General features: G+C 69.7%; 13 protein-coding genes and 1 riboswitch. Of the genes, 6 read left to right on the top strand and 7 right to left on the bottom strand.

Translation table 11 applies throughout. The features are described from left to right. From prpB to ACE11G_RS12140, 4 genes are read left to right on the top strand one after another with little or no spacing between them, the layout of a single operon-like run. A complete protein-coding gene (gene prpB, locus ACE11G_RS12155; RefSeq protein WP_375002325.1) occupies positions 1–930 on the top strand; it encodes a methylisocitrate lyase in 930 nt (309 codons plus the stop codon). Continuing rightward, the gene (locus tag ACE11G_RS12150; RefSeq protein ID WP_260868412.1) at positions 927–2,099 is read left to right on the top strand and encodes a bifunctional 2-methylcitrate synthase/citrate synthase; all 1,173 of its coding nucleotides are present in this window, start codon (positions 927–929) and stop codon (positions 2,097–2,099) included. Before prpB ends, ACE11G_RS12150 begins: the two co-directional genes overlap by 4 nt. Further along, a complete protein-coding gene (locus ACE11G_RS12145; RefSeq protein ID WP_375002322.1) occupies positions 2,096–5,488 on the top strand; it encodes a pyruvate carboxylase in 3,393 nt (1,130 codons plus the stop codon). Before ACE11G_RS12150 ends, ACE11G_RS12145 begins: the two co-directional genes overlap by 4 nt. Positions 5,489–5,525: 37 nt before the next feature. Beyond that, positions 5,526–6,131 carry a CoA pyrophosphatase gene (locus tag ACE11G_RS12140; protein ID WP_278126774.1) on the top strand — a complete coding sequence of 202 codons (606 nt, stop codon included), beginning with the start codon at positions 5,526–5,528 and terminating at the stop codon, positions 6,129–6,131. Between the two features lie 17 nt (positions 6,132–6,148). Here the strand turns inward: ACE11G_RS12140 and ACE11G_RS12135 are convergent, their stop codons facing one another. Then, complete coding sequence (locus ACE11G_RS12135; RefSeq protein WP_375002319.1) at positions 6,149–7,801, bottom strand: FMN-binding glutamate synthase family protein; 1,653 nt, start codon at positions 7,799–7,801, stop codon at positions 6,149–6,151. Positions 7,802–7,946: 145 nt separating this feature from the next. Further along, positions 7,947–10,298 (bottom strand): 5-methyltetrahydropteroyltriglutamate--homocysteine S-methyltransferase, encoded by a 2,352-nt coding sequence (gene metE / locus ACE11G_RS12130; RefSeq protein ID WP_375002317.1) that lies wholly within the window; start codon positions 10,296–10,298, stop codon positions 7,947–7,949. Positions 10,299–10,406: 108 nt separating this feature from the next. Beyond that, a riboswitch (cobalamin riboswitch) is annotated at positions 10,407–10,641 on the bottom strand. A 231-nt stretch (positions 10,642–10,872) separates the two neighbouring features. Between metE and ACE11G_RS12125 the strand changes: the two genes are divergently transcribed. Then, positions 10,873–11,322, top strand: a complete 450-nt coding sequence (locus tag ACE11G_RS12125; RefSeq protein WP_231650343.1) for a hypothetical protein — start codon at positions 10,873–10,875, stop codon at positions 11,320–11,322. 44 nt (positions 11,323–11,366) lie between these two features. Here the strand turns inward: ACE11G_RS12125 and ACE11G_RS12120 are convergent, their stop codons facing one another. The 5 genes from ACE11G_RS12120 to ACE11G_RS12100 all read right to left on the bottom strand — a co-directional run bounded on the left by ACE11G_RS12120 (position 11,367) and on the right by ACE11G_RS12100 (position 16,636). Further along, positions 11,367–11,723 carry a hypothetical protein gene (locus ACE11G_RS12120; RefSeq protein WP_006896486.1) on the bottom strand — a complete coding sequence of 119 codons (357 nt, stop codon included), beginning with the start codon at positions 11,721–11,723 and terminating at the stop codon, positions 11,367–11,369. Between the two features lie 131 nt (positions 11,724–11,854). Beyond that, the gene (locus tag ACE11G_RS12115) at positions 11,855–13,666 is read right to left on the bottom strand and encodes an acetyl/propionyl/methylcrotonyl-CoA carboxylase subunit alpha (protein WP_006896485.1); all 1,812 of its coding nucleotides are present in this window, start codon (positions 13,664–13,666) and stop codon (positions 11,855–11,857) included. Positions 13,667–13,880: 214 nt separating this feature from the next. Beyond that, complete coding sequence (locus ACE11G_RS12110) at positions 13,881–15,284, bottom strand: condensation domain-containing protein (protein WP_006896484.1); 1,404 nt, start codon at positions 15,282–15,284, stop codon at positions 13,881–13,883. Positions 15,285–15,300: 16 nt separating this feature from the next. After that, a complete protein-coding gene (locus tag ACE11G_RS12105; RefSeq protein WP_006896483.1) occupies positions 15,301–15,726 on the bottom strand; it encodes a SufE family protein in 426 nt (141 codons plus the stop codon). Positions 15,727–15,742: 16 nt separating this feature from the next. Continuing rightward, positions 15,743–16,636, bottom strand: coding sequence for a sulfurtransferase (locus ACE11G_RS12100; RefSeq protein ID WP_006896482.1), 894 nt, complete (start codon positions 16,634–16,636; stop codon positions 15,743–15,745). Between the two features lie 189 nt (positions 16,637–16,825). Here ACE11G_RS12100 and ACE11G_RS12095 point away from each other — a divergent pair, with 189 nt between their 5' ends. After that, a complete protein-coding gene (locus tag ACE11G_RS12095) occupies positions 16,826–17,731 on the top strand; it encodes a neutral zinc metallopeptidase (RefSeq protein ID WP_346075779.1) in 906 nt (301 codons plus the stop codon). Position 17,732 lies beyond the last annotated feature (1 nt).

The raw sequence follows: 17,732 nt of genomic DNA, 5'->3' as shown, positions 1-17,732 counted from the left end.
ATGACCGCCACTTCCGGAAGCGTCTTCTCCTCCGGCCGCAGCGACGCCGACAAGCGGCGCGGCCTGCGCGACGCCCTGAACTCCGGCGAACTCCAGCGCTGGCCGGGCGCGTTCTCACCGTTGGTGGCCAAGATGGTGGCCGACGCCGGATTCGAGGGCGTGTACGTCTCGGGCGCCGCGCTGGCCGCCGACCTGGGGCTGCCCGACATCGGCCTCACCACCCTCACCGAGGTCGCCGCGCGCGGCGGAGCGATCGCGCGAGCCACCGACCTGCCGACGCTCATCGACGCCGACACCGGGTTCGGCGAGCCGATGAGTGCGGCCCGGACCGTCGCGACGCTCGAGGACGCCGGGCTGTCCGGCTGCCACCTCGAGGACCAGGTGAACCCCAAACGCTGCGGACACCTCGACGGCAAGGAGGTGGTCCCGGTCGACGACATGCTGCGCAGGCTGGGAGCCGCGGTCGGAGCCCGCCGCGACGAGAACTTCATCGTGTGCGCCCGCACCGACGCCCGCGGCGTCGAGGGCCTCGATGCGGCGATCGACCGAGCGAAGGCGTACGTCGACGCCGGAGCCGACCTCATCTTCACCGAGGCCCTGGCCACCGCCGCCGAGTTCGAGCGTTTCCGCGCGGCGGTCGACGCGCCGCTGCTGGCGAACATGACCGAGTTCGGCAAGTCGGAACTGCTCACCGCACAGCAACTCCGGGATCTCGGCTACAACGCGGTGATCTATCCGGTCACCACTCTCCGGATCGCGATGGGTGCCGTCGAGGCCGGTCTCGGCGAACTCTCCTCGACCGGCACGCAGCGGGGGCTCCTCGACGGCATGCAGCACCGCGCCCGCCTCTACGAGTTCCTCCGATACGCCGACTACAACGCCTTCGACAACCAGCTGTTCACCTATACCCGACCGGGGGTTCAGAAATGACCGACACGCCCACCGCGCAGTCCGCGGCCGCACGGACGAGCGGGACTGACGCCATATACACCGACGCCATATACAAGGGATTGGCCGGTGTCGTCGTGGACACCACCGCGATCTCGAAAGTGGTCCCGGAGACCAACTCGCTCACCTATCGCGGCTATCCGGTGCAGGAACTCGCGGAGAAGTGCTCGATGGAGCAGGTCGCGTACCTGCTCTGGTACGGCGAGCTGCCGGGGGATCATCAGCTGCAACAGTTCACCCAGCGCGAGCGCGCCGCCCGGCGTCTGGACCGATCGGCACAGGCGGTGCTCGCCCGCACTCCCGAGACCTGCCACCCGATGGACGTGGTCCGGACGATGATCAGCTATCTCGGCACCGAGGACCCCGACGAGGACGTCGCCGCGCCCGCGTCACTGCTCGACAAGGCTCAGCGGATGTTCGCGGTGCTGCCCACCATCGTCGCCGCCGACCTGCGACGCAGGAGGGGACTGGACCCGATCGCCCCGCACCACGGGCTCGGCTACGCGGAGAACTTCCTGAACATGTGCTTCGGAGAGGTGCCCGATCCGGTGGTCGTCCGGGCCTTCGAGAAGTCGATGGTGCTCTACGCCGAACACAGCTTCAACGCCTCCACCTTCGCTGCCCGCGTCGTGACCTCGACCGGATCGGACATCTACAGCGCGGTGACCGCGGCGATCGGCGCGTTGAAGGGACCGCTGCACGGCGGCGCCAACGAGGCCGTGATGCACGACATGATCGAGATCGACCGCCCCGAGCGGGCGCGCGCCTGGCTCGACGCGAAGCTGTCCGCCGGAGAGAAGGTGATGGGTTTCGGCCATCGCGTCTACAAGCGGGGAGACTCGCGGGTGCCCACCATGTACCGCGCGCTGCGGGAGGTCTCCGAACACCTCGGTCAATCCAGATGGCTCGCCGTCTACGCCGAGCTCGAAGAGGAGATGGTCTCGCGGACCGGGATCCGGCCGAACCTCGACTTCCCGACCGGACCGGCGTACTTCCTCATGGGTTTCGACATCCCGATGTTCACGCCGCTGTTCGTGATGAGCCGCATCACCGGGTGGACGGCCCACATCATCGAGCAGACCGAGTCGAACGCCCTGATCCGTCCGCTGTCCGCGTACTCGGGCCCGCAGCAGAGGTCCGTTCCGGCGTGAGCATCTCGAAGATCCTGGTCGCCAACCGAGGCGAGATCGCGGTCCGGGCCTTCCGTGCGGCCCGCGACCTCGGCCTCGGAACGGTGGCCGTGTTCCCGCACGAGGACCGCGGCGGCATCCACCGATTCAAGGCCGACGAGTCGTATCAGATCGGCACGCCCGGCCACCCGGTCAAGGCCTATCTGTCAGTCGACGAGGTGATCGGTGTGGCGCTGAGATCGGGGGCCGACGCGGTGTACCCGGGCTACGGCTTCCTCTCGGAGAACGCCGGACTGGCCCGCGCGTGCGACGAGAACGGACTCGTCTTCGTCGGACCGTCGGCCGCGGTGCTCGACCTCACCGGCGACAAGAAGCGCTCGGTTCAGGCCGCCCGCGAGGCGGGCCTGGCCGTGCTCGCCGGGTCGGCGCCGTCATCCGACCCCGACGAGCTGGTAGCGGCGGCGGCCGAGCTGACGTTCCCGGTATTCGTCAAGGCGGTGGCCGGCGGCGGGGGCCGCGGGATGCGAAGGGTGGAACGGATCGAGGATCTCGCCGATGCGGTGACGGCGGCGGGCCGGGAAGCCCATGCGGCATTCGGCGATCCCACGGTGTTCCTGGAGCAGGCGGTGGTGCGACCGCGACACATCGAGGTGCAGATCCTGGCCGACGCCGGCGGTGACGTGGTGCACCTGTACGAGCGGGACTGCAGCCTGCAGCGGCGGCATCAGAAGGTCATCGAGATCGCGCCCGCCGTGGGCCTGGACCCCCAGGTGCGCAACCGCATCTGCCGCGACGCCGTCGCCTTCGCCCGGCATATCGGGTACACCTGTGCGGGCACCGTCGAGTTCCTGCTCGACGTACGCGGCCGGCACTACTTCATCGAGATGAACCCGCGGATTCAGGTGGAGCACACGATCACCGAAGAGGTGGTCGAGGTGGATCTGGTGTCGGCCCAGCTGCAGATCGCCGGCGGTGCCTCGCTCGCCGGGATGGGGCTGCACCAGGACGCGATCACCGTCCGCGGTGCGGCGCTGCAATGCCGCATCACCACCGAGGATCCCGCCGACGGCTTCCGGCCGCAGACCGGCCGCGTCCGCGACTACCGCGCGCCCGGCGGGGCGGGGGTCCGGCTCGACGGCGCCGCCGCTCTGGGCAGCGAGGTGACCGGCCACTTCGACTCGATGCTCGTCAAACTCACCTGCCGGGGCCGCGATTTCGCGACCGCGGCCGCGCGGGCCCGGCGGGCGCTGGCCGAGTTCTCGATCCGCGGCGTCACCACCAACATCGGGTTCCTCCGCGCGGTCCTGGAGAACGACGACTTCCTCGCGGGCGGGACCACCACCTCGTTCATCGACGACCACCCGGAACTGCTCACCGGGCACGCACCGGGCGACGACGTCGGCAAGCTGCTGGCGTATCTGGCCGACGTGACGGTGAACCGGCCGCACGGTGAGGCGCCGTCGACCGTCCGTCCCACCTCCAAACTGCCCGCCGTCCCGGCGAGCCTGCTGGCGCGGCCGCCCGCGGGCTCACGGCAGCGTCTGCTGAGTCTGGGGCCGGACCGGTTCGCCGAGTCGCTGCGGACTCAGTCCGCCGTCGCGATCACCGACACCACCTTCCGCGACGCCCATCAGTCGCTGCTCGCCACCCGGCTGCGCACCAGCGCCCTCGACGCCGTCGCACCGTACGTGGCGGCACTGACCCCGCAGCTGTGGTCGGTGGAGTGCTGGGGCGGTGCCACCTACGACGTAGCGCTCCGCTTCCTGAAGGAAGATCCCTGGGAGCGGCTCGAACGACTCCGGGAGGGGTTGCCGAACGTCTGCTTGCAGATGCTGCTCCGCGGTGCCAACACCGTGGGCTACACCCGGCATCCGGACGACGTGTGCCGCGGCTTCGTCGCGGAGGCGGCGGCCACGGGAATCGACGTGTTCCGGATCTTCGATGCGCTCAACAGCGTCGAGGCGATGCGGCCCGCCATCGACGCGGTACGCGAGACGGGGACGGCGGTGGCCGAGGTGGCGTTGAGCTACAGCGGCGACCTGTCGGATCCGCGTGAAGACCTGTACACCCTCGACTACTACGTGCGTCTGGCCGAGCAGGTGGTCGACGCCGGCGCCCACGTGCTCGCGATCAAGGACATGGCCGGTCTGCTTCGTCCGCGTGCCGCGACCGCCCTGGTCGGCGCGTTGCGCCGGGAGTTCGACATCCCGATCCACGTCCACACCCACGACACCGCGGGCGGTCAGGTCGCCACCTATCTCGCGGCGATCGCCGCGGGAGCAGACGCGGTCGACGCAGCCAGCGCTCCGCTGTCGGGCACCACCAGTCAGCCATCGCTCTCCGCGGTGGTGGCGGCGCTGGAGAACGGCGAACACGACACCGGGCTGGATCTTCGCAGCGTGTGTTCCCTCGAGCCCTACTGGGAGGCCGTGCGCCGCGTGTACGCGCCGTTCGAGTCCGGGGTGGGAGCCGCGACCGGACGCGTCTACGAACACGAGATCCCCGGGGGACAGCTGTCGAATCTGCGGCAGCAGGCCATCTCCCTCGGCGTCGGCCACCGCTTCGAGGAGGTGGAACGGGCCTACGCCGACGCCGACGCACTGTTGCGGCGGCCGATCAAGGTGACGCCGTCGTCGAAGGTGGTCGGCGATCTCGCCCTGTCGCTGGTGGCGCAGCAGATCACCGCTGCCGAGTTCGCCGCCGACCCCGCATCGCACGATGTCCCCGACTCGGTGATCGGCTTCCTCGCCGGCGATCTCGGAGAGCCCGCCGGCGGTTGGCCGGAACCGTTGCGCACGCAGGTCCTCGCGGGCCGGACCCACACGCCGCCGACCGCCGCCCTCGCGGCCGACGATCGCGAGGCGCTCACCCGATCCGGGCCGCGCAGGCGGCGGGTTCTGGACCGGCTGCTGTTCCCCGGCCCGGCGGCCGAGTTCGGCGACCATCGGGCGACGTTCGGCGACACCTCGCGGCTGTCGGCGACGGAGTTCTTCTACGGTCTGCGGCCCGGCGAGGAGCATCGCGTCCGGCTGGGTCCCGGCACCGAGATGCTCGTCGGTCTCGAAGCGGTCGGCGAACCCGACGACCTCGGCCGCCGCACCGTGTTGTTCACGGTGAACGGGACACTGCGGCCGGTGCCGGCCCAGGACCGGTCGGTGGAGCCGTCGGCAGCTGTCGCCGAACGCGCCGACCGCAGTGATCCGCGCCAGATCGGTGCGCCTTTCGCCGGCGTCGTCACCGTCACCGTGGCCGAGGGCGACAGCGTGACCGCGGGATCGACCGTGGCGACGATCGAGGCGATGAAGATGGAGGCCTCCATCACCGCGCCCGTCGGCGGGGTGGTCGAGCGGGTCGCCGTCGACGCGGTCGCCGAGGTGGCGCCCGGCGACCTGCTCGTGGTGATCGGTTAGCCGCCCTCGGGACGCCGCACCGGGTAGAGATGAAGGCATGGAGATCACGCGGCAACTGGCACGGGAGCGGATCGGGAGCTGGGCCCGCCGGACCATCGACGACCCGGCGGGCAGGCTCCGGCACTCGGCGGTCGCCATCACCGTCGTCCGTCACGGCGGGGAGTACGGGATCTGGATCGCCCGGCGGCCGTCGTCCCTGCGCAACCACTCCAATCAGTTCGCGCTCCCGGGCGGACGCCTCGATCCCGGCGAGACGCCGACCCGGGCCGCGTTGCGCGAACTGCACGAGGAGATCGGGATCGAGCTCGGTGAGGAGACGGTGCTCGGCCTTCTCGACGACTACGAGACGCGGTCGGGCTATCTGATGACACCGGTGGTGTGCTGGGTGGACGACGACCCGCCCGTCCATCCGAGTCCGGCCGAGGTGGACAAGCTCTTCTTCGTGTCCTTCGACGAATTGCGCCGGCCGGCGGTGTTCAGTCGGATACCGGAGTCGCCGCGCACCCTGGTCGCGCTGAACATCGCGGGCGCCCGGATCCACGCGCCGACGGCCGCGGTCGTGTATCAGTTCGCCGAGGTGGTGCTGGCGGGCCGGGACACCCGCGTTCACGATCTCGAACAGCCGGTGTTCGCCTGGCGCTGAGAGCGCCGCGAGCGGGCCTACACCGCGAGCGGATGCCGGGTGCTGCCGTGGCTCGGCGGCCGGTGTGACGGATCGGGTTCGTGCGCACTCGTGAGGACGAAGGACTCCGCACTCGCGTACTCCCAGTCCTCGCGCCACGACTCCGGCGGGCGGGTCAGCAGTTCGCCCGGCGCGAGCCACTCGTAGATCTCCGCGTACGACTTCGATCTGTTCGGCCCCACCGTCCGCATCAGCATCGACGGGTGGAGATCGTCGAAGCTCGTCAGCCCCATCGACGCGACGAACTGCTTGGCGTTGTCGACGACGTGGCGCTGCAGGTTGTAGACCCGTTCGGTCTTATCGGACACGTCGAGTGCGCGGGCTCGCTTCGGATCCTGGGTGGCGACGCCGACCGGGCACTTGTTGGTGTGGCACTGCTGCGCCTGAATGCATCCGACGGCCATCATCATCGCCCTCGCCGCGAGGGTGAAATCGGCGCCCTGGATCACGCGCTTGACGATGTCGATGCCGTTGGTGATCTTGCCCGACGCGCCGATCCGGATATGGTCGCGCAGACCGGTGCCGACCAGCGCGTTGTGCACCGTCATCAGGCCTTCGGTCAGCGGGGTCCCGACGTTGTCCTCGAATTCCACCGGCGCGGCCCCGGTGCCGCCCTCGGCCCCGTCGACGATGATGAAATCGGGTGCGATCCCGGTCTGGCGGATGGCCTTGCAGATGCCGAGGAGCTCACTGCGCGAACCGACGCACAGTTTGAAGCCGACCGGCTTGCCGCCCGACAGGTCGCGCAGACGGCCGATGAACTCGCACAGCCCGACGGGGGTGTGGAAAGCGTTGTGCGAGGGCGGTGAGACGACGGACCGCCCGGCGGGGACACCCCGCATCTGCGCGATCTCGGCCGTCACCTTGGGGCCGGGCATCACTCCGCCGAGACCGGGTTTGGCCCCCTGGGACAGCTTGATCGAAATGCACTTGACCTGCGGGTTCGATGCCTTGGCGCGGAACTGCTCGGGGTCGAAGTGCCCGTCGGGGGTGCGGCAGCCGAAATAACCCGTGCCGATCTCCCAGATCAGATCGCCCCCGGGCCGCAGATGGTAGGAGCTGAGCCCGCCCTCACCGGTGTCGTGTGCGAAGCCGCCTTTGGCGGCACCGCCGTTGAGTGCCAGGATCGCATTCGCCGACAGCGCGCCGAAGCTCATCGCGGACACGTTGTACATCGCCATGTCGTACGGCTGAGTGCACGCCGGCCCGCCGATCCGCACGGTGGGGGTCTCGTCGGTGGCGGAGTGCGCGACGATCGAGTGCCGCACGTACTCGTATCCGATCACCGTCGGATCGCGCTGGGTGCCGAACGGGTCGACGTCCTTGACGTCCTTGGCGCGTTCGTAGATCGTGGTGCGCGTCTCCCGGTCGAACGGGGTCCCGTCGGTGTCGCGTTCGATGAAGTACTGCTGGATCTCCGGCCGGATGCTCTCCATGAGGAAGCGGAAATGCCCGAGCACCGGATAGTTCCGCAGAATGCTGTGGCGGGCCTGCACCAGGTCGTACGTGCCGACCAGTGCGATGAAGGCGAGGACGCCGGTGACGAATAGCCACCACGGGGAGACCAGGACGAGCGTCGAGGACACCGCGGCGAGAACCCACGTCGCGGCAACAGCCAACCATCTGAGCATCGTCTCCACCTCTTGTCGCGGGCACCGCCGGTCGGGGAATCGGGCGGCTCCCACTGTAGTTCGGACGCGGCGGTACCGGAGGCAGGACGGGCCGCACCGGATCCATCGGTCACCGGTGAGCGGTGTCCGATGGATCCGGTCGCGATCAGGTGGCGGGCACCGTGGCCCGATCGGCGGCGATCTCCTCGCGGACCCGGCGGGCGGCGTCGACCATGTTCCGCAGCGCGGCGGTGACCTCGTCGGTGCGGCGGGTCTTGAGCCCGCAGTCGGGATTGACCCACAGCCGGTCGGCGCGCACCGCGTCGAGCGCTTCACGCAGCGACGCGGCCATCTCATCGGCGGCCGGCACGCGCGGCGAATGGATGTCGTAGACGCCCGGACCCACCTGGGCGGCGAAGCCGGCCGCGTCGAGGTCGTCGAGGACCTCCATATGGGAGCGCGCCGCCTCGATGGAGGTGACGTCCGCGTCGAGCGCGGCGATCGCACCGATCACCTCGCCGAACTCCGAGTAGCACAGATGTGTGTGGATCGCGGTGGCGTCGCCGACCCCGCCGGTGGCGATACGGAAGGCGGTCACCGCCCAGTCGAGGTACGCCGCGCGGTCGGCGGTCCGCAGCGGCAGCAGTTCGCGCAGTGCCGGTTCGTCGACCTGGATGATCGGTACCCCCGCGCGCTCGAGATCGGTGGTCTCGTCCCGGATCGCGAGAGCCACCTGACGCGCGGTCTCGGCGAGCGGCTGGTCGTCGCGGACGAACGACCACGCGAGGATCGTCACCGGGCCGGTGAGCATGCCCTTGACCGGCTTCTCGGTCAGGGACTGCGCGTAGGTGATCCAGCCGACCGTCATCGGCGACGACCGCCGGACGTCGCCGAAGAGGATCGGCGGCCGGACGCAGCGTGACCCGTACGATTGGACCCAGCCGGCGGCCGTCGCGAAGAAGCCGTCGAGTTGTTCGGCGAAGTACTGGACCATGTCGTTCCGCTCGGGTTCCCCGTGGACGAGGACGTCCAGACCCACCTGCTCCTGCAGGGCGATCACCGCGGCGATCTCCTGCTCCATCCGGGACCGGTAGGCCGCCGAGTCGATGGTTCCGTTGCGCAGCGCGAGGCGCGCCTTGCGGATCTCGACCGTCTGCGGGTACGAGCCGATGGTCGTGGTCGGCAGGACGGGCAGGCCGAGCGCGGCGTCCTGCGCCTCACGGCGGTCGGGCGCGGGCGAGCGGGTCCAGTCGGCCGGAGTGAGCCCGGCGAGGCGTTCGCGGACCGCGGCGACGTGTACGCGCGGGTCCGCTGCCCGGGACGCCAGTGCCGCGCGCGCCGCCTCGAACCGGCACGCCTGGTCGTCCCGGCCGTGCGCCAGGGCCCGAGCGAGCGCGGCCACCTCGCCGAACTTCTCTTCGGCGAAGGCCAGCCATCCGTGCAGCACCGGGTCGAGTTCGAACTCGCCGCGCACGGTGTACGGGACGTGCAGTGTGGAACACGAGGTCGAGACCGCGAGGGCACCGGCGTGCGCGCGCAGCGACTCGAGTGCGGCCAGCGCCGCGTCGAGGTCGGTGCGCCAGACGTTGCGGCCGTCCACCACGCCGGCGACTACCAGTTTTCCGGTCAGATCGGCCGTGCGGACGGTGTCCGGAGAGCCGGTCACCAGGTCCACTCCGACGCCCTCCACCTCGGTCCGCGCCAGTGCCGCGAGACGGTCGCCCGTATCGCCGAAGTACGTCTGCACCAGGATTCGCGGGCGCGTCCGGACAGCCGACAGCACACCGTAGACGCGTTCGGCGAGGTCGGTGAGACCGTCGGCCTGATCGGTCACCAGCGTGGGTTCGTCGATCTGGACCCAGTCGACACCGGTCTGGGCCAGGCGGCCGAGGAGATCGGTGTAGAGCGGCAGGAGATCGTCGATGCGGGTCAGCGGTGCCGGGCCGCCGTCGACCGCCTTGGCGAGCGCGAGGAAGGTGATCGGTCCGATCACCACGGGACGGGCGGGCACGCCCTGAGCCTGCGCCTGAGCGATCTCATCGAGGACTGCGCCCGGGTCGAGGGTGAACTCGGTGTCCGGACCGATCTCCGGAACCAGGTAGTGGTAGTTGGTGTCGAACCACTTGGTCATCTCCAGCGGTGCGATGTCGGGGCCCGGGCCGCCGGCGGTGCCGCGGGCGGCGGCGAAGTAGCGGTCCAGCGGATCGTCGATCGCCGCCACTCGCGGTGGCAGCGCGCCGAGCATCACAGCCGTGTCGAGCACCTGGTCGTAGTACGAGAACGTGTTGACGGGCACCGAGTCGAAACCGGCGTCGATCAGCCTGCTCCAGTTGTCGCGGCGGATGCCCGTTGCGACCCGGGTGAGCGCGGCGGCGTCGATCCGGCCCGCCCAATAGGCTTCGACCGCGCGCTTGAGCTCCCGGTTGGCGCCGATCCGGGCGACGCCGGGGACGGTGGCCGTGAAGCCCGCAGAGTGGGTGGTGCTGGTGTCGGTGGTGATAGTCGTGTCATCAGACATGACGTGTTCTTCTCCTGCATGAGTAGTTCGAGCCGTCGCCATACCGGGCGCTGCGAACCGCAGTTCGTCAGTCGCCCGTTTCCTCGAGGCGGACAGCCATCGGGCGCGGATGCGCTCGATACATCCGGCAGGTCTTCGGGCTCGTCGGCGCGCGGGCCAGGAATGGAGCCCGCTTCTACTGGCCGTCGCTTCCCAGGCGCCGCCGCCGGTGAGCCGTGGCTCGGGCGGGGCGGTCCCAGTGCGTGTGACGGCGGTCGTTCCGACATACCGCTGCGGGTCAGCTCCGGAGTCTCACCGGATTCCCTCTTCGCGGGCGGTCGCTGCCGTCGGCAGCGAACTCGCGTCGACGCCCGGCGGGAAGCAGGGGCTCCATAGTGATCCCGGCCGGGCGAACCAGTTGCAGTTATCGATGGTAAGGGACCGGGTACCATTGGGCAGCATGGGATCCGGCGGTGATTTTAACTCCGGCGGACCGGCTCATCCGGTCGCTGGGATCATCCTCGTAGCCCGTGGAGACGAGCGGAATCCCGCAGGTGACGGCGATGTTCCGACAGAACAGCGACTGATGGCCTGCGTGTCAAGTCTGGGCGCCGGCGGCTGCAAGGACATCTATGTGGCGCTCGGCGCCCGCGTGGTTCCGGCGCCCGACACCTCGTCGACGACGCTCTATCTCCCCGAGTGGTACGACAGTCTCGACGCCTGCTCGAGTGCGGCGCTGAAGTTCGTCGATCAGCATCCGAGTCTGGCGGGGGCGGTGATCCAGACCCTCGACAGCCCGGATGCCGGTTCGATCGCCGTCGCACGCGTCATCGAGGCCGCCGCCGACTGCCCGACGAGTCTGTGCCGCGCGGCGTTCGGCGGCCGTCCCGCCCAACCCTTCTACCTGGGAGCCGAACGCGTTCGCGAGGCCATCGCGGAGCTGGGGGCGGGACTGCCTGCCGTGCGGTATCTCGTCGCGCACCGCGACGACATGGTGCTGGTCGACTGCACCGATCTCGGGAACCCCGCCGACTCGCCCCTCTGAGCGCCTGCCTGAATGCGCGGCGACCTGGATGCGCGGCGTCCGGGTCAGCGGCCTGGCAGTCCGGAGCGCAGAGCCGCCGCTTCGACGTCGAGCAGTGCGCTCGCGCAACGGGTGGCGGGATCGACCGCGGCCGCGAGCGCGGCGTCGTAGCCGTCGCGGGCGAGGCCGGCCACCGACCCCGCGGCGTCGACGCCGATCAGCGCCGCGAGTTCGCCGGTGGTGGGGACGCACACCGCCCACGTGAGACGCGACTCGTCGGCCCACGCGGCGTCGGCGGCTCGGATGTACTCGACCGGATCGCCGACGCCGAGGAGCTCGAGCGCGGGCACATCGGACAACCGCTCGTCGTGCCGCAGGGCGCGCAGATACCACGCACCGGCGTTGATCTCGACAGCTTCCATGACGGGTCCTTCTCGTTCGCTCACGAATCGGCCGGATCCGGGCGCGTGCACGGCTCCGAAAACGGGCTGTGCCGTTCCTCCTGACTCGACATCGGTCAGGCGGAACGGCACAGCCGGAGGTGTATCCGGTTCTACTTGATCTCGAGCAGCACCGTGCCCTGGGTGACCGCGGCACCGGCCTCGGCGGACAGGCTGGTGATGGTGCCGGCCTTGTGCGCAGTGACCGGGTTCTCCATCTTCATGGCCTCCAGGACCACGACCAGGTCGCCCTCGGCGACCTCGTCGCCCTCACCGACGGCCACCTTGACGACGGTGCCCTGCATCGGCGCGGTCACGGCGTCGCCGGAGGCAGCGGCGCCGCCGCCCTTCTTGCGCGTGCGCGACTTCGGCTTGCGGCGGATGGCGCCGTTGGTGCCGCCACCGCCGCCCAGGTTGAGATCGCCGGGCAGCGAGACCTCGACGCGGCGGCCGTCGACCTCGACGATGACCTTCTGGCGCTGGGTGTCGTCCTCGTCGTCGAGCGGCTCACCGCCGGTGAAGGGCTTGATCGGGTTGTCCCAATCGGTCTCGATCCACTTGGTGTAGACCTCGAAGCCCTCGACGCCGTTCTCGTCGGTGCTGCCGATGAAGGCGGGGTTCGACACGATGTGGCGGTGGAACGGGATCACGGTGGCGAGGCCGTCGACCTCGAACTCGGCCAGTGCGCGGCGGGCGCGCTCGAGTGCCTGGGTCCGGTTCTCGCCGGTGACGATCAGCTTGGCCAGCATCGAGTCGAACTGACCGCCGATGACGTCGCCCTGGCGGACGCCGGAGTCGACGCGGACGCCGGGGCCGGAGGGCTCGCGGTAGACGGTGATCGGGCCGGGCGCGGGCAGGAAGCCCCGCCCGGCGTCCTCACCGTTGATCCGGAACTCGAAGGAGTGACCACGCGGGGTCGGATCCTCGGTGATCTCCAGGGCCTTGCCCTCGGCGATGCGGAACTGCTGGCGCACCAGATCGATGCCCGAGGTCTCCTCGGTGACCGGGTGCTCCACCTGGAGTCGGGTGTTGACCTCGAGGAACGAGACGGTGTCACCCTGGACCAGGTACTCCACGGTGCCCGCGCCGTAGTAGCCGGCCTCGCGGCAGATGGCCTTCGCGGAGGAGTGGATGCGCGCCCGCTGCTCGTCGGTCAGGAAGGGAGCGGGTGCCTCCTCCACCAGCTTCTGGAACCGGCGCTGCAGCGAGCAGTCACGGGTTCCAGCGACGACGACGTTGCCGTGCTGGTCGGCGATGACCTGGGCCTCGACGTGTCGCGCCTTGTCGAGGTACTGCTCCACGAAGCACTCGCCGCGACCGAATGCCGCGACGGCCTCGCGGGTGGCCGACTCGAACAGCTCGGGGATCTCCTCGACGGTGTGCGCGACCTTCATGCCGCGGCCGCCGCCGCCGAAGGCGGCCTTGATCGCGACCGGGACGCCGTACTGCTTGGCGAACTCGACCACCTCGTCGGCGCCGGCGACGGGATCCTTGGTGCCGGCGGCCATCGGCGCCTTCGCGCGCTCGGCGATGTGGCGTGCGGTCACCTTGTCGCCGAGGTCACGGATGGCCGACGGGGGCGGGCCGATCCAGGTGAGACCGGCGTCGATCACGGCCTGTGCGAAGTCCGCATTCTCCGAGAGGAAGCCGTATCCGGGGTGGACTGCGTCAGCGCCGGACTTGGCGGCGGCGTCGAGGACCTTGTCGAACACCAGGTACGACTCGGCCGACGTCTGGCCGCCGAGTGCGAACGCCTCGTCCGCCAGCTGCACGAACAGTGCGTCGGCGTCCGGTTCGGCGTACACGGCGACACTGGCGATGCCTGCGTCCTTCGCGGCGCGAATCACGCGAACGGCGATCTCACCGCGGTTGGCGATGAGGACCTTCTTGATGGTCGTCTGACTGATCTCAGCGGAACTGGTCACTGGCACTCCTGTGGCACCACCGGTCAGGCGGTGCCGTTGTCGGGGACGGCTCTCACCATCCGGGGTCGACGGGCTGCGTCTCGCGCGGGATTCTCCCGCTCGTGGCGTCCTACACGTGGCTCGCATCAGACGGGCAACGTGATTTCCGCGACTCAGATTAACGCACCGATCAATTGCTCGGTACGACGCATCTCACGCAGGTCAAGAAAATTGTCTACCCGGCTTCGGCTGTACGCGCGAGTAGGTCCGCGAAACGGTCGAGGAAGACGGGAACATCACCTGCGGTTTCGGCGGGATAGCGAGCGTGCATCCGCAGGCCGCCGGGCGTCCGGTTGACCCACACGTAGACCTCGTCGTCGGCATAAGAATGGCTGCGCAGGACCCGTGCGGCACCGTCGTCGGCGGCCTGGGCACGCGGTGCCCCGCGCGTGTCCATGTACGAGACCACCGTATGCGGCGAGCCGGTGACGCCGATGAGATCCGCCACACGAAGGAACGGAAGCTCGCTTCCGTGCCGCGAAGCGCTCAGTTCCGCGGTGCTCCGCCGCGACGCCTCGGCGGGCGTGGGATCGTCGGAGACGTCGATCACCAGGGGCGCCAGACCGACGAACCAGCCCAGCGAGTGCAGCCACGAGCGGTCGGTCCGCGTATGCCGGGGCATGATCACGGCGAAGTCGTCGGCGCCGCTGGTCTCGCGGAAGGCCACCGCCATCGCTCCCAGGATCCCGCCCACCGGGGACGCGCCCGAGGCGGCGCAGAAGGCCTCGAAGCGCGTCGCGCCGGCGTCGTCGAGGAGCAACCGGGTGCGCGCGAGCTGGACCGGCCCGGTGCCCTCCTCGGCGGGCCCCGCCCGACCGGGGGTCAGCAGGGGGTTCGGTGGCAGTCGGCCGCCGAACCGGGCGACGAACTCGGCCCATGTGCGCACTGCGCGGTGCTCGGGGTCGGCGACGTCGGCGGCGCGGCGCTGGGCGTCGCTGAAGTCGAGGTAGCTGCCCGTGGGCTCGAGAGCCGGTGGACGACCCTCGCGGGCCGCCCGGTACAGCTCCGACAACTCGTGATGCGCATTGACCAGGGAGTAGCCGTCCACCAGCGAGTGGTCGGCGGCGAAGAACAGGGTGAAACTGTCCGGTCGCGCCACGGTCGCGAACCGGTACGCCGGCCAGTGCAGAGGGGCGGTCGCGCGGTCGAACGATCCCGCGATCTGCTCGAGGAGCAGCGGCGTCTCGGTGTACCAGCCGATGCGTGCCATCTTGACCCGGACGGTGTCGGGCTCGGTGGTGTAGCGCTCCGTGCGGTAGCGGGCGTCGCGGTCGGCCTTGAGCACCACGTGCGTCCGCAGCACCTCGTGGCGATTGATGTACGCCACCAGCGCGGAGCGGACCGAGGGCACCGACATCGGTTCGTCGAACTCGATCGCGAGCCCGAGCCACGATTCGCGGCCGCCCTCGCGATGCGTCAGCGCCCGGTACTCGAACGCCGACCGCAGATGCTCCTCGTGGTTGTGCGAGGTCTCGCGTACGTCTCGGCTCCAGCTGCCCAGACCGCCCGGCACAGCCGGAATCCACTCGACCAGGCCGCCGGGCTGAATCGGGGCGTCGAGGATCTGCAGAAAGTCCATTGCGCTGCGACGGCGTTCAGCGGGAGGTCTGCTCGCGCACCTGACGCTTGATCCGCGTCAGCATGCCCGCCATCCCGTTGAGACGCAGCGGACTGATCACCGACGACAGACCCAGCTCGTGGAAGAAGTCGTCGGGCACCGCGGTGATCTCCGAAGCACTGGCGCCGTCGAGCCCCTCGTGCAGGATGGAGGCGAAACCCCGGGTGGTGGGTGCCTCGGGCGGAGCGCTGAAGTACAGGCGCACGGCCTCGGCGTCCGAGGCGTCCACAGACAGGAAGATCGGCGACTGGCACTCGGGAACCGGCTCCATCGACTCGGGCTTCAGCGACTCGGGCAGCTCGGGGAGCTCGCGGGAGAACTCGAGCAGCAGAGTGACCTTGTCCGAATCCGCCAGATCGGCGAAATCCGAGACGATCTCGGCGAGAGGGGCGGGCAGCGTCATGGAACTGTTTCCGGCGTCAGTCGGCGACGCCCGTGCCCGGCTCGTCGCCGACGGCGATCGGAACCCGGACGCGGTTGCCCCATTCGGTCCAGGAGCCGTCGTAGTTGCGGACGTTCTCGAAGCCGAGAAGATGGGTCAGCACGAACCAGGTGTGGCTCGACCGCTCGCCGATCCGGCAGTACGCGATGGTCGGGGTGGCCGGGTCGAGACCGGCGTACACGTCTTCCAATTCGGCCCGGCTGCGGAACCGGCTGTCGGGGGCGGCGGCCTTGGCCCACGGGATCGAGACGGCGGTGGGGATGTGACCGCCGCGCAGCGCACCCTCCTGCGGGTAATCGGGCATGTGCGTGCGTTCGCCCGTGTACTCCTGCGGCGAGCGCACGTCGATCAGCGGAGTCGAACCGATCTCGGACAGCACGTCCTCGGCGAAGGCGCGGATCTTGGAGTCGTCGCGCTCCACGACCGGATAGTCGGTCGGGCGGTAGACCGGGACGTCGAAGGAGGTCTCGCGCTGTTCGTCCATCCACGCGTCGCGGCCGCCGTCGAGGAGCCGGACGTCCTCATGGCCGAAGAGCGTGAAGACCCAGAGGGCGTACGCGGCCCACCAGTTGCTCTTGTCTCCGTAGATCACGACCGTGTCGTCGCGGGAGATCCCCTTCTCGCTCATCAGCTTCGCGAACTGCTCGCCGTTGATGTAGTCGCGGGTGACCGGATCGTTGAGGTGAAGGTGCCAGTCCACCTTCTGGGCGGTGGGAATGTGGCCGATGTCGTAGAGGAGCACGTCCTCGTCCGACTCGATGATCTTCAATCCGGGCGCGCCGAGGTGCGCGGACAACCACTCGGTCGTCACCAAGCGCTCCGGATGTGCGTATGCGGAGAAAGCCGGATTCGGATCGAATTCCACAGTCACTGAGGGTCTCCCGCCTCTGCTGATGTCGGAGGCGACCGGAACCGGCCGCGGATACAAGCATACGGACGACCGCGCCGAGGCGTTTCGCCGGACCGGTCTCAAGTTCGTTCCGATCCGCGGTCCGGCCTGCGCAATCGTCCGAATGACGTCGGGCACGTCGCCGGGGGCGACGGTGTTAGCGTTCCCGTCATGCCGAGAAGGGGATCGGGGCGCGGGCTCCGGACAGTGGTGGGTACGGCCCTGGCGGTCGTGGCCGCGCTGACGATGAGCGCATGCGGGGTGGACGGAACGGCGCATCGCGCGGCGCCCACGCCACCCGCGCACTGTTCGGCCGCTCGGTGTCCGGAACTGGCCGCCGTCTCGGCTGAGCGGCTGGCGGCCTCCGGGGTCGACGAGACGAATCAGTCGACCGCGGTCCCGGCGTACATGTCGGCGGTGCTCGACGACTTGGACTCGGTGTGGCAGGACTGGTTCGCCCAGTTGGCGATCGAGGGGTCGACGGCGGGCCGGGTGCTGATCGCCCCGGGCGATGCCTTCCACAGCGCGTGCCTGGACTCGGGTGAACTGCCCGACGGAATCCCGAGCGATTTCCCGAACGCCTTCTTCTGCCCGCTCGACCGCCGGCCGGACGGCGGCGGCACCGACAGGCAGGGGTCGGTGATCCTGCCCGTGCAGACCTTCGCCGACATCTGGAACGGCAAGCTCATGGGCTCGTCCGGCATCATGCTCGGTGACTTCACCGCGGCCACCATCATGGCCCACGAATACGGCCACAACGTCGTGTACCGCCTCGCGAAGGCGTACGGCATGGGCGACGCGGCCGGGCCGCCCGGAGACGACCGCGAGTTGATCGCCGACTGTTTCGCGGGCAACTGGGCGGCCACCGTCTTCGAGCGCAAAGACCTGTCATTCACGTCGATGCTGCAGGCCGCAGCGCTGATCGTCAGTGTCGGCGACGCCGCGCCCGGGCAGGGCCACGGAACCTCCGTAGCGCGGGCGCGGGCCCTCTGGCGCGGATTCACCGACAACCTCAGACGGCAGGGACAGCCCGGCGACTGCCTCAAGGCGTACTGGCCCGCCGTACTCCGGCAGTGAG

This window comes from Gordonia sp. PS3 (assembly GCF_041950545.1).
Taxonomy (GTDB): domain Bacteria; phylum Actinomycetota; class Actinomycetes; order Mycobacteriales; family Mycobacteriaceae; genus Gordonia; species Gordonia sihwensis.
Note: the sequence above shows the minus strand (reverse complement) of the source record. Positions and strands in the feature narration are given on the sequence as shown.

Excerpts from the sequence above, each read along its gene's own strand:
- ACE11G_RS12120 (WP_006896486.1), bottom strand. The coding sequence starts at position 11,723 with ATGGAAGCTGTCGAGATCAACGCCGGTGCGTGGTATCTGCGCGCCCTG.
- prpB (WP_375002325.1), top strand. The coding sequence starts at position 1 with ATGACCGCCACTTCCGGAAGCGTCTTCTCCTCCGGCCGCAGCGACGCC.
- ACE11G_RS12105 (WP_006896483.1), bottom strand. The coding sequence starts at position 15,726 with ATGACGCTGCCCGCCCCTCTCGCCGAGATCGTCTCGGATTTCGCCGAT.
- ACE11G_RS12135 (WP_375002319.1), bottom strand. The coding sequence starts at position 7,801 with ATGCTCAGATGGTTGGCTGTTGCCGCGACGTGGGTTCTCGCCGCGGTG.
- ACE11G_RS12095 (WP_346075779.1), top strand. The coding sequence starts at position 16,826 with ATGCCGAGAAGGGGATCGGGGCGCGGGCTCCGGACAGTGGTGGGTACG.
- ACE11G_RS12110 (WP_006896484.1), bottom strand. The coding sequence starts at position 15,284 with ATGGACTTTCTGCAGATCCTCGACGCCCCGATTCAGCCCGGCGGCCTG.
- metE (WP_375002317.1), bottom strand. The coding sequence starts at position 10,298 with ATGTCTGATGACACGACTATCACCACCGACACCAGCACCACCCACTCT.
- ACE11G_RS12140 (WP_278126774.1), top strand. The coding sequence starts at position 5,526 with ATGGAGATCACGCGGCAACTGGCACGGGAGCGGATCGGGAGCTGGGCC.
- ACE11G_RS12150 (WP_260868412.1), top strand. The coding sequence starts at position 927 with ATGACCGACACGCCCACCGCGCAGTCCGCGGCCGCACGGACGAGCGGG.